Annotated in this window: 14 protein-coding genes, 1 rRNA gene and 3 other annotated features; of the genes, 4 read left to right on the plus strand and 11 right to left on the minus strand. The window is 41.5% G+C overall.

The genetic code is table 11. The features are described from left to right. Window positions 1-20: 20 nt before the first annotated feature. From F959_RS03045 to F959_RS03070, 6 genes are all read right to left on the minus strand, one after another. Entirely contained in the window at window positions 21-1979 is a 1959-nt protein-coding gene (locus tag F959_RS03045) for an acetyl/propionyl/methylcrotonyl-CoA carboxylase subunit alpha (protein ID WP_004877449.1), read from the minus strand. After that, the gene (locus F959_RS03050; RefSeq protein ID WP_004877451.1) at window positions 1979-2812 is read right to left on the minus strand and encodes an enoyl-CoA hydratase/isomerase family protein; all 834 of its coding nucleotides are present in this window, start codon (window positions 2810-2812) and stop codon (window positions 1979-1981) included. The genes F959_RS03045 and F959_RS03050 overlap by 1 nt, the downstream gene beginning before the upstream one ends. 15 nt (window positions 2813-2827) lie before the next feature. After that, entirely contained in the window at window positions 2828-3985 is a 1158-nt protein-coding gene (locus F959_RS03055) for an acyl-CoA dehydrogenase family protein (RefSeq protein WP_004877452.1), read from the minus strand. 98 nt (window positions 3986-4083) lie between these two features. Then, window positions 4084-5697 carry an acyl-CoA carboxylase subunit beta gene (locus F959_RS03060; protein ID WP_004877454.1) on the minus strand — a complete coding sequence of 538 codons (1614 nt, stop codon included), beginning with the start codon at window positions 5695-5697 and terminating at the stop codon, window positions 4084-4086. Then, on the minus strand, window positions 5694-6575 hold the full coding sequence (locus tag F959_RS03065; RefSeq protein WP_004877456.1) for an SDR family oxidoreductase: 882 nt from the start codon (window positions 6573-6575) through the stop codon (window positions 5694-5696). Before F959_RS03065 ends, F959_RS03060 begins: the two co-directional genes overlap by 4 nt. A gap of 18 nt (window positions 6576-6593) precedes the next feature. Next, a complete protein-coding gene (locus F959_RS03070) occupies window positions 6594-8399 on the minus strand; it encodes an acyclic terpene utilization AtuA family protein (protein ID WP_004877459.1) in 1806 nt (601 codons plus the stop codon). 195 nt (window positions 8400-8594) lie between these two features. Here F959_RS03070 and F959_RS03075 point away from each other — a divergent pair, with 195 nt between their 5' ends. The 4 genes from F959_RS03075 to F959_RS03090 all read left to right on the plus strand — a co-directional run bounded on the left by F959_RS03075 (window position 8595) and on the right by F959_RS03090 (window position 11188). Next, entirely contained in the window at window positions 8595-9194 is a 600-nt protein-coding gene (locus F959_RS03075; RefSeq protein WP_017196745.1) for a TetR/AcrR family transcriptional regulator, read from the plus strand. Next, a complete protein-coding gene (locus F959_RS03080; protein ID WP_004877462.1) occupies window positions 9191-9700 on the plus strand; it encodes a GNAT family N-acetyltransferase in 510 nt (169 codons plus the stop codon). The genes F959_RS03075 and F959_RS03080 overlap by 4 nt, the downstream gene beginning before the upstream one ends. A gap of 115 nt (window positions 9701-9815) precedes the next feature. Then, a complete protein-coding gene (locus F959_RS03085; protein ID WP_004877463.1) occupies window positions 9816-10433 on the plus strand; it encodes a DUF6915 family protein in 618 nt (205 codons plus the stop codon). A 17-nt stretch (window positions 10434-10450) separates the two neighbouring features. After that, complete coding sequence (locus tag F959_RS03090) at window positions 10451-11188, plus strand: hypothetical protein (RefSeq protein ID WP_004877465.1); 738 nt, start codon at window positions 10451-10453, stop codon at window positions 11186-11188. 58 nt (window positions 11189-11246) lie between these two features. On the opposite strand, the gene F959_RS03095 is transcribed toward F959_RS03090, so the two are convergent. From F959_RS03095 to rrf, 5 genes are all read right to left on the minus strand, one after another. Continuing rightward, a complete protein-coding gene (locus F959_RS03095; RefSeq protein WP_004877467.1) occupies window positions 11247-12410 on the minus strand; it encodes an acyl-CoA dehydrogenase family protein in 1164 nt (387 codons plus the stop codon). A gap of 147 nt (window positions 12411-12557) precedes the next feature. Further along, window positions 12558-13124, minus strand: a complete 567-nt coding sequence (locus tag F959_RS03100; protein ID WP_004877469.1) for a DUF4256 domain-containing protein — start codon at window positions 13122-13124, stop codon at window positions 12558-12560. A gap of 294 nt (window positions 13125-13418) precedes the next feature. Continuing rightward, complete coding sequence (locus F959_RS03105) at window positions 13419-13814, minus strand: putative signal transducing protein (protein ID WP_004877471.1); 396 nt, start codon at window positions 13812-13814, stop codon at window positions 13419-13421. A gap of 176 nt (window positions 13815-13990) precedes the next feature. Further along, window positions 13991-14491 carry a hypothetical protein gene (locus tag F959_RS03110; RefSeq protein ID WP_004877474.1) on the minus strand — a complete coding sequence of 167 codons (501 nt, stop codon included), beginning with the start codon at window positions 14489-14491 and terminating at the stop codon, window positions 13991-13993. 124 nt (window positions 14492-14615) lie between these two features. After that, window positions 14616-14730 (minus strand): 5S ribosomal RNA (gene rrf, locus F959_RS03115). Window positions 14731-14900: 170 nt separating this feature from the next. Continuing rightward, window positions 14901-15772: a sequence feature (23S ribosomal RNA rRNA prediction is too short), on the minus strand. A gap of 9 nt (window positions 15773-15781) precedes the next feature. Continuing rightward, window positions 15782-16143, minus strand: a sequence feature (23S ribosomal RNA rRNA prediction is too short). Window positions 16144-16147: 4 nt separating this feature from the next. After that, window positions 16148-16451 (minus strand) — a sequence feature (23S ribosomal RNA rRNA prediction is too short).

Here is a 16451-nt window from a genome sequence, read left to right on the forward strand (position 1 = left end):
AGCTTTTTAATTATTCGGTTTTATGTAATTGAGACATTCAACAACAATTGTCGTTTTTTCACTTGCTGCCCAATTTGCCCGATCAACTCATCCACAACCCCATCCACATCCGACTTGATTTGTTGCTGGATTTTCATGGCTTCCAAAATCAATAAGGTTTGCCCCTTAACAACCGTGTCTCCAGCATTGACCAATAGATTCACAATTGCTCCATCCATCGGTGCACGAATTTTACCATCACCCGCCACTTCAGCAGCTTCAGGCGCGGCATAGGTGATATTTTCAATCACTAAATTACCGTTTGCCGCATCTAAATAGAGTTGATTTTGATCAAGTACATAACTCAATTTACGGCGCACACCATCTACGTTATAGATGATCTGATTATCCGTTATTTCTACAACCTGAATCGTACAGTGTTGATCACATAATCGCACGGTGACTTGCTGCTGATCCATCTCGACTTGTAGTGACAATTGTTGATCTGCACATTTCAACTTTAATGGTAACGGCGTTGCAATACCTGTTTGCCATGCCGTTTTTAAAGCCTTGTGTCGTGCAAATAATGTTGCTGCAATAGCTAGACTTTCAATGCTTGGAACTTGTTGATGCAAGCTCACATCATCCTGAAAATGCTGTTGAATAAATGCTGTATTGGTATCGCCTGCCACAATAATAGGGTGACGTAATAAATTCACTAAAAATTGTTTATTGCTATTTACACCAAGTAGCACGCAATCATCTACTGCACGCGCTAATAAACGAATCGCATCTTGACGGGTTTTACCATAGGCAATCACCTTCGCCACCATTGGATCATAAAACGGACTGATTTCGCCCGCCTCTAACATACCATGATCAATACGAACATTCGGTAGCATTCCATCAGAGCCAGCAGGTTGCCAACGTAATACTTTGCCTGTTTGCGGCAAAAAGTCCTGACGCGGATCTTCTGCATATAAACGCACTTCGATGGCATGTCCATTTAAAGTCAGTTCATGTTGTTGCAGTGGTAAAGTTTCACCATTGGCAACACGGAGTTGCCATTCTACCAAATCCAATCCCGTAATCATCTCAGTGACAGGATGTTCAACCTGTAAACGCGTATTCATTTCCAAGAAATAAAATTCGCCAGATTGATCCAACAAAAATTCAACCGTTCCCGCGCCGATATAATCACAAGCTTTCGCGGCAGCAACAGCTGCTTCACCCATTTTTTGACGTAATTCAGGCGTCATTACTGGACAAGGTGCTTCTTCAACAACCTTTTGATGACGGCGTTGAATCGAACAATCTCGTTCAAATAGATAGACATAATTGCTATGCATATCACCAAAGACTTGGATTTCCACATGACGCGGCGAAATCACGGCTTTTTCAATAATCAGCTCACCAGAACCAAAGGCATTTTCTGCTTCTGAACGTGCTGTTTTTAATGCCTCTAGTAAATCAGCAGATTGATGAACCAGTCGCATACCGCGACCACCACCACCCGCTGAGGCCTTAACCATCAAAGGAAAACCAACTTTTTCAGCCTGCTCAGCCAAGTATTCAATCTCTTGCTGATCTCCCTCATAACCCGGAACACAAGGAACACCTGCTTCAATCATGGCAATTTTAGATAAGCGTTTACTTCCCATCAGATGAATTGCAGCAGCATTTGGCCCAATAAAAGTTATGCCATTGTCGCTGCAAGCCTGAGCAAAATCGGTATTTTCAGATAAGAAACCATAACCCGGATGTACGGCATCTGCGCCTGTTTTTTTACAAGCATCAATAATATTGGCAATCGATAAATAAGATGCTGAAACTTTAGATTCACCAATATAAACCGCTTCATCAGCAACCTGAACATGACGAGCATTGGCATCGGCATCTGAATACACAGCGACTGTTTGATAACCCATCGCTTTTGCGGTTTGCATCACACGAACAGCAATCTCACCACGATTTGCGACTAAAACTTTTGAAAATTTCATTATTTTTCAGTCCAAGTTGGTAAACGTTTTTGAATAAATGCCATCGTACCTTCTTGCCCCTCTGCCCCACCGACTGCTTGCGCAAATTGCTGTGCAGCGTCATCAAGTAAAGACTCTAAAGGTTCGTTCAAAGTACGATGTAACAGTGCTTTGGTATTTCGGGAGGCTAAAGGTGCAGCACGTTTGATCTGTTGTATGGCCTCACTGAGTAACTGCTCAAGTTCAGTTTCATCATGCACCACATCATGCACAACCCCTAGTTTCTGTGCAGTTTCACCATTAAAGCGTAAACCTAACAATGCCAAACGACGTGCTTGAGTCAGTCCAATTCGTTTCACCACAAACGGTGCGATTTGCGCTGGCAAAACACCTAAACCAGTCTCGGGCAAACCAAACTGAGCATTATCACGACTAATCGCTATATCAGAGACACATGCTAGACCAAAGCCACCGCCGAGCACTGCCCCTTCTAAAATTGCAACAACCGTTTGCGGAGCTTGATCAACTTGTTCAATCATGGCACCAAAGCGACGATTGAAATCCACATAAGGCTTTAAACTGCCGACATTGGCTGCTTCGAGACGCAATGCCGCCATATCTTTAATGTCACCACCAGCACAAAAATGACCACCTTGACCACGTAAAATGACAGCGCGAATCGAGGTATCATTCTCAATATGGGTAAATACCTGTTGAATGGCATTGACCATATTTACACTCATGGCATTACGACTTTCAGGTCGATTGAGCCAAAGTGTTAAAATGCTACCGTGTTGTTCAAGTTGGATGCTGTCATCAACCTGTAGATCAGTAAGAGAAGTTGAAAGTGTCATTTTTCTTCTCCTATTTTATTTCTGTTTCTTCGGCAAAATATCCATCAATTTACAGATGATTCCGAGCATGATTTCATCTGCACCACCACCAATCGAGCCTAAACGACCATCACGATAAAGTTGTGACGCTGGGTTATCCCACATAAAACCATTTCCACCCCAGTACTGTAAGCAACTATCAGCAACTTCACGAGTTAAACGTCCTGCTTTGAGTTTCGCCATCGACGCCAACATGGTGACATTCTCGCCTGCGATGTGTTGCTCACAAGCTTGATAAGTGAGTGCTTTGAGTGCTTCGACCTCGGTCATCAACTCAGCAAAACGGAAATGCACATACTGATTGTTAATGAGCGGCTGACCAAAAGTAGTACGATCTTTTGTGTAATCAATGGTTTGTTTAATCACATTTTCCAAACCACCAATGGCATTGGCACACGCCCACATCCGTTCTTCTTGGAACTGCATCATTTGCATCATAAAGCCCATGCCCTCAGCACCCACAAGATTGCGCTGCGGTACACGAACATTGTCGAAATAGACTTGAGCTGTTGTGGTTGAACGCATACCCAATTTATTGAGCGGTTCTGAAAAACTAATCCCTGCCGTTTTTGCTGGAACAATAATCATCGATTTATTAACATGCGGTTTGTCATCTGAGGTATTGGCAAGTAAACAAAAGAAATCTGCTTGTAGTGAATTAGTGATCCACATCTTACTGCCATTAATGATGTAATCATCTCCATCTTTTTTTGCTGTCGTTTTTACTGCTGCAACATCAGAACCAGCATGAACTTCTGACACGGCAATCGATGCCACATATTCACCACGAATTGCAGGATTTAAAAACTCATCTCGTAATTCCTGATTGCCAAAACGAGCCAGTGCAGGCGTTGCCATATCGGTTTGCACCCCAATGGCCAATGGCACCCCACCACATGCAGCACGCCCTAACTCTTCTGCGACCACAAGGTTATAAGAATAATCGAGACCTAAACCGCCATTTTCCTCAGGCTTACAAATACCTAATAAACCTAAATCGCCCATTTTTTTAAAGACGTCATGAATTGGAAAACGCCCTGCTTCCTCCCATTCAGGAATAAATGGATTCAGTTCATTTTCTACAAACTGACGTGCTGTACGGCGTAATGCATCATGCTCTGCGGTAAATTTCATTGTTTTTTCCTTAAATTTAATTTCATAAATCCCTCTCAGACTCCCTTTTCAAAAGGGAGGAGTCCCCCTCTTTAAAAAGAGGGGTTAGGGGAGATTTCTTAAAATCTCGACACACCAAAACGTGTTGGATTTAACTCACGTTGCTGTGCTTCATAAATCGTTTGTAGCAAAAAGATCAATACTTTACGGGTATCTCTTGGATCGATAATCCCATCGTCATGCAACATTGCTGTGTTGAATAAAGCAGTCGACTGTTGTTCTAGTTTCATCGAGGTACTTTGCTCAAGGAAATCCAACATTTGTGGATTTGGTTCCATCCCTGAAGCTTTTTGTTTCCCCTCAGCAACGATCCTTAACACCTTGCCCGCTTGCGCCGCACCCATCACAGCAACATGTGAGTTCGGCCAAGCAAAGATAAAATCAGGCGATAAACTACGCCCACACATGGCATAGTTGCCTGCGCCATAAGAACCAGCGATGACAATAGAAATTTTCGGCACGGTGGCGTTGGCAACTGCCTGAATCAATTTAGAGCCATGTTTGATAATTCCATTTTGCTCAGCATCCGTTCCAACCATAAAACCAGTGGTGTTATGCAAAAATAACAGCGGACGTTGCGTCTGTTCACAGAGGTGAATGAACTGCGCAGCCTTTACCGCACCTTGCGGCGTAATTGGACCATTATTGGTAATAATGCCAATATGTATCCCACCCATTTTCGCCCAACCACAGATTGTTAAAGCATCGTATTCCTGTTTAAACTCAAGGAAATCTGAATCATCAATAATACGAGCCACGATCTCTTTCATGTCGAAAGGCTGTTTTGGATCTTTAGGAATGATGCCAAGCAATTCTTCAGGTGCGAAACGCGGTTCTTTATAATTATGATTCAGCGTTGAGGTCTGCTCTTTCCAGTTTAAATGCTCAAAAATCTCGCGAGCAAGTCGAATACCGTCGGCATCATTTTCAGCTAAATACTCAGCAACACCTGATACTTGGGTATGCATTTCTGCACCACCGAGTTCCTCAGCCGTTGCAACTTCACCTGTTGCCGCCAACAACAATGGCGGACCTGCCAACAACATTTCAGTTTGTTTGCGAACTGCAATCACATAGTCCGATAAACCGGGTTGATACGCGCCACCTGCAGTAGCATTACCATGAACAACTGATATTTGCGGAATCCCGGCCGCAGACATGCGTGCCTGATTAGCAAAGGTCATGCCACCATAAGTAAATACTTCAGCAGCATAGTTGAGGTTCGCGCCACCACTTTCAGTCAGTGTGACGATCGGCAATTTTTGTTCAAGGGCAATCTTTTGTAAACGTAAGGTTTTTTGTACGCCCATTGGCGACATCGTACCGCCTTTGATTGCACTATTACTGGCAGTCACTAAAGCACGAACACCACTGACAAATCCGATTCCTGCAATGATGCCACCACCCGCTTCTGAGCCATCTTTATCATCATGCATGTTGTAGCCGACAAGACTACAAAGCTCAACAAATGGAGAGTCTGCATCAAGCAGTAAGCGCACTCGTTCATGCGGTAGAATTTTGCCTTTCTTATCAAATTTCGGCTTTGCCGCATAAGATTTATCAATACTTTTTTGCTGAACCGCACGGACCTCAGCAAGTTGTGCTAATAAAGCCTCTCGATTTTGTTCATATTGTTCGCTACCCACCGCAATTTCAGATTGGAGAATGCTCATTTTTCTTCTCCATCTGTTTTAAATATGTCTGGTATAAATGCGCGATGGAAGCCATTAAAGGCTTCATTATTTGTTGCATCTGCCAATGGATACATGCGTGTCCCTTGCGAAGCAGCACCATCAATACGTAAAGTCACACCTGAAACAAAAGCCGCTGCATCGGAAAGCAAATAACAAATGGCAGATGAAATCTCTGATTCTGTTCCCATGCGTTTTAATGGAACATTGCCAGCTAAACTTGGAATGATTACTTTGGCAAAATCACCACTGTAGTTATCCATCCCAGATGAAATAATCCATCCCGGTGCAACCGCATTGACACGTACACCTGATTTCCCCCATTCTACAGAAGCAGTTTTGGTTAGGTTATCGACACCTGAACGTGCTGCACCCGAATGCCCCATTCCCGGCATCCCACCCCACATATCTGCGGTCATGTTGACGATACTGCCACCATGTTTTGCCATCCACTGGTTATAAGCTTCACACATCAGGTAAAAAGTTGAATGCAAGTTATTACGTACGACAGCATCAAATCCATTGGCAGAAATATTCTCTAATGCAGAAGGAAACTGACCACCCGCGTTATTCACCAAACCATCTAACTTGCCAAACTTTTCAATCACTTCAGCAATCATGTTTTTGACTTGTTCTTCATCACGATTATCACAGACGATGAAATGGACTTTGCCACCATCTTCAATAATTTCTTGGCTGACTTTTTCTAACTTTTCGATTTTTCGACCTGTAATCACAACTTGAGCACCCAGAGATGCCAGCTCATGTGCAGTACAACGGCCAATACCAGATCCACCACCTGTGACGATCACCACTTTGTCAGCAAATGCATCTGTCCTGAAAATTGATTGATAACCCATTTGATTTACATTCCTTACTTATTTTTCTAACAATTTCGCTGGTACTTTTACTGGCATATCTAACAATTGCTGAGCAAATGCCTTGCCTTGTGGATCAATACGTAAACTAGCGATACCACCACCACCTAAGGCATTTTCCAACATGAAATTTAATGCATTCATGGCAGGCAGTTCATAACGAATCACTTTTGACTTATCTGGATCAAGTACATGCTGCATATAATCTGCCACAGCCTGCTCAGTCAAAGCAGCACGAATCCACGGCAAATATTCTGCTTTGCGGGCGATTACGCCAATGTTGCTATGATTGCCTTTATCACCACTACGCGCATGTGCAACTTCAACTAAAGCCACCTCAATTTCATCACCCTGATAAACTGCGACCTCACCCACAGGATGTTGAGTAAATGCTTGATCGGCAGAACCTGTTGGAATCTGCACTGGATGACGTTGCCCTGCAAAATCAACTTCAACCTTAATTTGATCTTTATCAATTAAGAAAGAGAACAACTTCACCACTGCCGAAGCTTTAGGACGCCCACCGACAATCCCAGCCAATGCAGGAGCCATCCCTGTTGATGCCTGTGCAATTTCTGAAGCAAAGAACATACAGGCTTCTTTAAACATGTGTTTGACCGCAATTTTGACCACAACTTCACGGCTTTCTTGAATTCGAGAATGAGATCCATAGGTACTTTCGATACCCAAAATTTCGATAGATTTTTCACTAAAAGGTGGCACAGAACGTAAAGCCAAAACGCGTTCACATTTGTTGATAATGGCATCAGCGATAGTCTGTGCTTTTTCAGGTGCTTCACGCCCAGCAATCAAAAAACTCACTAACACACGATAACCATCGGCATAAGTGGCACTAACTTTATATTGTTGTGTTGGTGCTCGACCTGTTGCACCAGTCACCTTGACTCGATCTTCATCAATTTGTTCTAAATGCACTTGGCTAAAATCAGCCGTCACATCAGGAAGTAAATAAGCCTGCGGATTGCCAATTTCATAGACAATTTGTTCTGCCACCGTTGCATTTGAAACCAGTCCACCTGTGCCTTGTGGTTTCGTCACAATAAATGAAGCATCTTCACTGACTTCGACAATTGGAAAGCCCATATTGTCGAAGCCTTGCACTAAACGCCAATCGGTGAAATTCCCACCTGTACATTGAGCGCCGCATTCAATGACATGTCCTGCCAATGAACCTTGTGCCAACTTGTCATAATCATCAAGTGACCATTTGTATTCATGCAATAATGGGGCAAGCACAACCGCCGAATCAACCACACGCCCAGTAATCACAATATCAGCACCTAAATCTAGTGCATCACGAATCGCAACTGCACCGAGATACGCATTACTACTAGCAACATGTGCTGGTAAAGCGCCTCCATTAAACATTTCTTGCACATTTTGCTTGAGTAATTCAGTGTGCTTAGGTAATACATTGTCACCTAGAACCACAGCAACTTTTAAATCTAAACCTTTTTCATCAATAATTTTCTGTAACGCATCACGACAAGCCAGTGGATTCACCCCACCTGCATTGCTGATTACTTTTATTTTTTTCTCAGCAATTTTATTGAGCAGCGGCGACATGACGCGGCTAACAAAGTCTAGTGCATAACCATGATTTGGATCAGTCATCATCGCTTTTGCCATAATCGACATGGTGATTTCTGACAAATAATCAAAGACTAGATAATCGATGTCACTCAAATGCACGAGTTGAAATGCAGCAGTATTGGTATCCCCCCAAAATCCTGATGCACAGCCTATTTTGATTACCCTCTGCTCATCCTGTTTGACACTTGTCATGCGCTTTCTCATTGTTATTGCTAAAAACTACTTAACATTACCAAGCAAGTGCTTGGTTTGTAAAGTGCATAATGATATGCTGTATTGGCAAAATGAGACAAATACAGGCAAATGCTTGTTATAAAAAGATAAGACAATTCATGAAATGAATTTTGTTACAATACACTTTAGATGAGACGGGATAGAAAAATCGGCATGATCGCAACTTCAATTGAGCAAATACCCAAAATTGTTTGTTTTGATGACACTCCACGCGGGCGTTTATTGCAAGGTGCTGCCTATCTGTTTTATAAACAAGGTTATGACAAAACCACCGTACGCCAACTCGGTGAATTTATTGGTATCCAATCTGGCAGCCTATTTCATCATTTTAAAAGTAAAGATGAAATTCTTGCGACCGTAATGGAACAAACCATTATTTATAATTTTGCCCGTTTAAAAGAAGCAGCTGAACGCTCAAATGATCCAGAACAGCAATTACGTCATTTAATTAAAGCTGAATTACTTTCGATTGCAGGTGATACTGGCGCAGCTATGGCGGTACTTGTGCATGAATGGTTTGCCCTTTCTAAAGAAAAACAAGATTATCTTTTAAAAATGCGCAATGAATATGAGCAAGTTTGGCTCGATGTCATTGATAAATTACGCGCACTCGGTAAAGTTAAACATGATGCTTTTATCTGGCGTCGTTTAGTTGGTGGTTCTATTTCTTGGACTGTGACTTGGTATCGACCAGAAGGTAAAGTCAAAATTGATGAGTTGACTGAAATGGTTTGGGAAATGGCGATTAAATGAGTGCTATCTATTTACGCAAACCTCAACCAAATGATTTAGCAGAAATTAAACTCGCCTATCAAAATAGTATTCAACTTCATCAACCTTGGACTTACCCACCAACCGACTTTGAACAGTATCTCACTCAAGAACATCGTTATTTTGTCTGTTTAATAGAAAATAATGCCATTGTAGGCACTTTTAATATCTCAAATATTATTCGAGGTTATTTTCATTCTGCCTATTTAGGTTATGAAGCCTTTTATCCTTATACAGGACAAGGCTATATGCGACATGGGCTTCAACTGGTTCTAAAAGAAGCATTTCAAACACTGAATCTACATCGACTAGAAGCCAATATTCAACCAGACAATCTGTCCTCTATTCGCCTTGCCGCAAATGCAGGTTTTGTGAAAGAAGGCTTCTCTCGCCAATATCTTCGAGTCGGTGGAAAAGCATGGAAAGACCATGAGCGTTGGGCAATTTTAAATACAGATTGGACAGATCAAAAATATCAAGCCTTCTAAAAACTACTTACATTTTAATCACGACATAACTTAACGTTTAGCCCATTCATTCTATTTGCGTTTGCCTAAAAAACTGCTATTTTTCAGAAACATCAATGATTATAAAAATGCAAAAATGAATCCAGTCCAACATGCCAATATTTCGGTGAAACGTCGTGGGGGCGAGCTTGAAGATTATATTGATATTCACGCTTTAATCGACAGCACCAAAATGCTATGCACTGACAATCGCCATCGTATCTTGCATACTTTTTGGGGCGTGCAAGAAGTGATTATTCCGATTTTTGGACACCACTTTGAAAATAGTGCAGGCCAAAGTATCGAAGTCAAAGACTTATGCGAAAAAGATCATTTGCTGGTCGATTTCCACCATCGTTTTATTCCAACGATCGGAGACTTTGTTGCAGCAATGCAGGATATCCCCTCAGATGGACTAGCGAAACGCCTAGAGAAATTCCACGCTGATGTTATTGATGACCCAAAGCTGTCAGCTACATTACTCTCTCCATTATCAGTGACCGGTCAATTAAAGTCCTTACTGATTACGCACAATAGTTGGTTTATCAATACTATTTTACCAATGATGGGAAAAAGCGAAGCCAAGTTGATTGATTTTGATATCAGTCCAGACTTCTTTTTCAATCCAATGCGTTTTGAACTGTGGATGGATAATGGGATGGCCGCACCACCGAGTGCAGTCAAATTGCAAGAATTAAAAATGAAAATCGCTTAACTTAAGGGGAAATAAAAATGAGTAATATCCAATACGTGATTCGTCAAAATGATTTTGCTTACAACGATGAATGGCATCTGACCAATTGCGTTTCAACTGGGTCAATTAAACAGATTTATACGGATAAAGCAGAAGCGGAAAAGGCATACAAAGCTTTGGTTATCGAAGGCTTATATTATGATGAACTATGTAATTATGACATCGGTAATGGCGAAGTAGATGATGAAATCTATGAAAAACTTGAAGCTTTTGTATTAGAAAAAACAGGCAAAAAATTTAATATTGATGATGGAGAAATTCCAAAACTCAATGAAGATGATGCTTTCGAGTTTGCCAAAATTTCAGGTATTGTCTGGTATCAACTCTTAGAAATCGATGCGACACAACCTTGCTATGTACTCTGGATCAACTCTGAAGAAGACTATTTCACAGGTTATGAAACTGGTAGCATTATTTCAAGTCAAGATGAGAACTTTAGTGATGTGTCGTGGGAAGCCAATATTTATGCGATGGACTATGAATTTGAAGCTTTGATGGACAAACCACTTGCAGAGTTAAGCGATAGTCCACTGTTATTCAAACAATTCATCGAACAAACTCCAGATATTCATTACGATGCGGAAAAAGACAGTATTGAAGGTATTGCACTAGATAACATAAAGTTTATTGATATCAAAACGCTGAATTCATTTTTGAAACAACCCATCTTTGAAATCCGTCAGATCTCTTTAGAAGAACTCGCTGAACTAGAATAAACGTTAAATAAAAAAGTGCGGTGTGTTAACCGCACTTTCAATGATGTATCGAATAGGTTCAATAACCCAACTGCTTACTAATCAAATCTTTCATGATTTCTTCCGCACCACCGCCAATCATGTTGACCTTCACTTCACGATAAATACGTTCAGACTTCGTTCCACGCATAAAGCCCATACCACCCAGTGTTTGAACGGCTGCATCCGCACAAAACTGCATAGTACGAGTCGCAACATTCTTAAGCATAGAAATCTGAGCAACGAGATCAGCACCCTGCAATTGAGGCTGCGTCATTTTCCAAGCTGTTTCTTCAAGCAAAGCTCGTGTGATTGTCAATTGAGTTGCCATATCTACTAATTTATGACGAACGACTTGATGATCAACTAAACGCTTACCAAAAGTCCTACGTTGTTGAGCCCAATCTAAAGCCTCTTCATAGCACACTTGTGCGTAACCATAAGCCACCACTCCCAAGAAAAACCGCTCCATATTAAAGTTATTCATAATCACTTTAAAACCTGCATTCTCTCGACCTAACAAGTTGGACACTGGCACTCGAACTTGATCAAAATGTAAATGCGCAGTATCAGAGGCCCACCATCCCATTTTCTTTAATGGTGTTTTGGTAATACCGTCACTATGTGCATCGATAAGTAACATCGAAATACCTTCTGCACCTGTTTTGGTTAGATCAGTTCGAACGGCAACCGTGTAATAGTCCGCACGAATACCTGATGTAATAAAGGTTTTCTCACCTGATACAATATAATAACCGCCATCACGAACGGCTTTGGTTTGCAATGCTGCTACATCTGAACCACCGCCAGGCTCAGTAATCGCCAATGCTGAAATTTTTTCACCTGAAATAATATCTGGCAATACTTTGGCTTTTAATTCTTCACTACCAAAATGCTGAATCGGCGGTGCTCCAATAGTATGAACCATCAAAGAAATATGTACGCCACCAGATCCTGCCTTCGCCATTTCAACACCAGCTAATAGAGAATAAAATGGATCAGCATCAGGAATTCCACCATATTCTTCTCCAAAACCTAAGCCCAACAAACCAATTTCAGCCGCTTTCTTATAGAGTTCTCTAGGAAATGTTTCAGCTTCATCCCATTCATTCACAAATGGCGTCATTTCTTTTTGTACAAAACGACGGACATTGTCAGCAAAAGCTTGATGTTGTTCATTGTAATACATTGGATTTAATTGCATTTTCTGCTTCCTAGCGAGTATCGATCATTGTTTTAGAATATTTAGTGATCACTAAGGTAGCAAAACACAACAAACCAAGCAAGCGCTTGGCAAAGATCATACCTAAAAAGACCTTATTTCTTATCATTTAATATGGAGTTTCAGAGCTTATTTTATTTTTAAACGACAGCGGAAACCTCGTGTCGCATAATAAGACTGCGCACCATTATGATAAGTAAATACACGACCATAACGGCTATCACAGAAAATTGCACCACCTAAGGTACGAACATCTTCTGGTGTTTTTACCCAACTAGAAGTTTTCAAGTCAAAATTTTCAATTTCTTGAAACTGTCTATATTGCGCTTCAGTTAAAAGTTCAACACCCATTGTCTCAACGACATCAATCGCATTATTTTTAGGTTTATGTTCCTTACGCGCATCCAAAGCAGCACGATCATAGCAAAGGCTTCTACGTCCTTTCGGCGTTTCAATGGAACAGTCATAAAATATAATTTCAGATGAATCAGCTTCAATCACAACGACATCAGGCTCTCCACCTGTAACTTCCATTTGATCCAGTGACCATAATTTTTCTGGCTGATATTTTAATTGATTTTCAACATCAGACCAAACTAAACCCGGATGTCTTTGCATATTCTGTTCAAAACGATTTTTCAATATTTCCAACAATGCTGCTGTTTGTACACTATCTAACTGTTTTTTCTTGCTCATCTTTTCTCTCTTTTTTGTTTTTTATAGCACTTTGTATACATTTACTTGAATCAAGCATACGCAGCATGAATTAAATATCACTCAAATAAAAGATATTTTCGTTAAAAATACTGTTCTATGTTCACAGCACCAACGAAGATCGTCCCTATCCAACAATATGTATCACAGTGAAGCTACTCACCCAATCAATCGATTGCGTGTTTTTCTCTACCTCAATTAAGGCTAGTCTTTTGATTTTGATTCAAATTGGCAAATCATATAAGATTATTGTGAAAACTCTATGCTTAAAATAAGTTAGTTCCAAAAGTACTGGCATTTCTTACACTTCATTCCATTCTTATAGAAAAACAATGGAAAGCCAATCAACAGAAAAACTAAATACGCCGGCTTTTTTCCTTGTGTATAAGGCTCTACTTCCGTACTGCCACATTGAGGGCAACTTATCTGTTCAGAACCAAGAATTTGATCTACATCTTGACTAAAATCTTGAGCAAGAATACTTTGAGCTAGACTTAGATACTCTTGAGGTACAAGTAAACGAACACCGCCAAGTGCGTTAGAATATAACCAATCCATATTGATTGTATGTTCATTTTCAATACGTGCAGGAATCGCCATCGCCTCGAGCTGAGTTCTTGCGATTTGAGCTTCATAAGGAAAAGAATAGGTTTCAGCGACGACCCAATGCATACAAATATCTAATATCAACAATAACTAAATTTTAAGCTCAATGAGTAAAAAGATATGTTGTATAAACTTATTCAATTCATCTATATCCCTGATTAATAAATGAATTAAAATTATATTGTCTATTTTACAATTTTATTGACATAGTCATTCTTTAAATTTAAAAAATTAATACTCTTTTATAGATCTTCCCATGTAGCAACAATCTGTTTCGCAGTAATAGACCAAACATGTTTCCCCACCCATTCAATATGATGCGTGAACATTTTCTCATTATGTCCATAACTATTCCATGGATCAAAAAATAAAAACTCATCATAACGCCACATAAAGGGATTAATTGAAATATCCTTTTGATAAGGAATATCGAGTTCTAGCAAACCCTGATAAATCAATCTAAGCTGAAAAGGTTTTTCTCCATAATCTCGATGATCTTTTTTTATTAATGTAAGTATAAGATGAGCTGTTTCTTTTCCAAAATCAATCACTTCAACAGTATGTAACTCACAATAATATGGTGCTGCTGAACCACTCCCTCCAAACCAACGTTCAGAAGCAAGAATATCTAATACGCTCGTTGGGAATTTATTTCGATTTGTGTTTAAGTATTCCTTATAAGCCTCAAAAATATATTGGGGGTTACCAATATGATCTAACTGATCACTTAACTTATAAACCATATTTGCTCTTTAAATAGTATTTGTTTTATATATGAGCGAAATATACTACAACTATGTGCAATATTTTTAACTATGCAATAAAAAACACCCCCACTCATACGAATGGGGGTGTTTAGTATTTAAAAGCTGGCGATGACTTACTCTCACATGGCAAGTGCCACACTACCATCAGCGCTAAGAGGTTTCACTTCTGAGTTCGGGAAGGGATCAGGTGGTTCACTCTTGCTATTGTCGCCAGCAAACTGTTTTGGCTTTCGGTGGTCTTACGTTTTGCCACTTAGTACCGAAAGAGTTATTAACGGATTAGTTAAATTGGTCTGTATTGTAACTAGTTTCTTCACTAAATCAAGTTATGTATTGAATTTATCTTGAATACAACAACTGTTTGGGTGTTGTATAGTCAAGCCTCACGAGCAATTAGTATTGGTCAGCTTCATACGTCACCGTACTTCCACACCCAACCTATCAACGTCCTAGTCTCGAACGGCTCTTTAGAGGAATAAATTCCTAGGGAAATCTTATCTTGAGGTAGGCTTCCCGCTTAGATGCTTTCAGCGGTTATCCCTTCCGAACATAGCTACCCGGCGATGCGACTGGCGTCACAACCGGTACACCAGAGGTTCGTCCACTCTGGTCCTCTCGTACTAGGAGCAGATCCTCTCAAATTTCCAGCGCCCACGGTAGATAGGGACCGAACTGTCTCACGACGTTCTAAACCCAGCTCGCGTACCTCTTTAAATGGCGAACAGCCATACCCTTGGGACCTGCTTCAGCCCCAGGATGAGATGAGCCGACATCGAGGTGCCAAACACCGCCGTCGATATGAACTCTTGGGCGGTATCAGCCTGTTATCCCCAGAGTACCTTTTATCCGTTGAGCGATGGCCCTTCCATACAGAACCACCGGATCACTAAGACCTACTTTCGTACCTGCTCGACTTGTGGGTCTCGCAGTTAAGCGCGCTTTTGCCTTTATACTCTACGCGTGATTTCCGACCACGCTGAGCGCACCTTCGTACTCCTCCGTTACTCTTTAGGAGGAGACCGCCCCAGTCAAACTACCCACCAGACATGGTCCTCGCCCCGGATTACGGGGCAGAGTTAGAACCTCAACATTACCAGGGTGGTATTTCAAGGACGGCTCCATTGGAACTAGCGTTCCAACTTCAAAGCCTCCCACCTATCCTACACAAGTAAGGTCAAAGTTCAATGTCAAGCTGCAGTAAAGGTTCACGGGGTCTTTCCGTCTAGCCGCGGGTACACTGCATCTTCACAGCGATTTCGATTTCACTGAGCCTCTGCTGGAGACAGCGCCGCCATCATTATGCCATTCGTGCAGGTCGGAACTTACCCGACAAGGAATTTCGCTACCTTAGGACCGTTATAGTTACGGCCGCCGTTTACTGGGGCTTCGATCAAGAGCTTCGCTTACGCTAACCCCATCAATTAACCTTCCAGCACCGGGCAGGCATCACACCCTATACGTCCACTTTCGTGTTTGCAGAGTGCTATGTTTTTAATAAACAGTTGCAGCGGCCTGGTTTCTGCGGCTGCCAACCGCTCAGGGAGCAAGTCCCATCACCGTCAGCAGCGTACCTTCTCCCGAAGTTACGGTACCATTTTGCCTAGTTCCTTCAGCAGAGTTCTCTCAAGCGCTTTGGTCTACTCGACCTGACCACCTGTGTCGGTTTCGGGTACGATTCCTGTGTAACTGAAGCTTAGAGACTTTTCCTGGAAGCATGGTATCAGCCACTTCACTGTACAAGTACAGCTTGCTATCGACTCTCAGCATAGAGCACCCCGGATTTGCCTAAGATGCATGCCTACTGTCTTCCACCTGGACAACCAACGCCAGGCTGACTTAACCTTCTCCGTCCTCTCATCGCATTACACAGAAGTATTGGAATATTAACCAATTTCCCATCGACTACGCCTCTCGGCCTCGCCTTAGGGGTCGACTC

Source organism: Acinetobacter venetianus RAG-1 = CIP 110063, from assembly GCF_000368585.1.
Lineage (GTDB): Bacteria > Pseudomonadota > Gammaproteobacteria > Pseudomonadales > Moraxellaceae > Acinetobacter > Acinetobacter venetianus.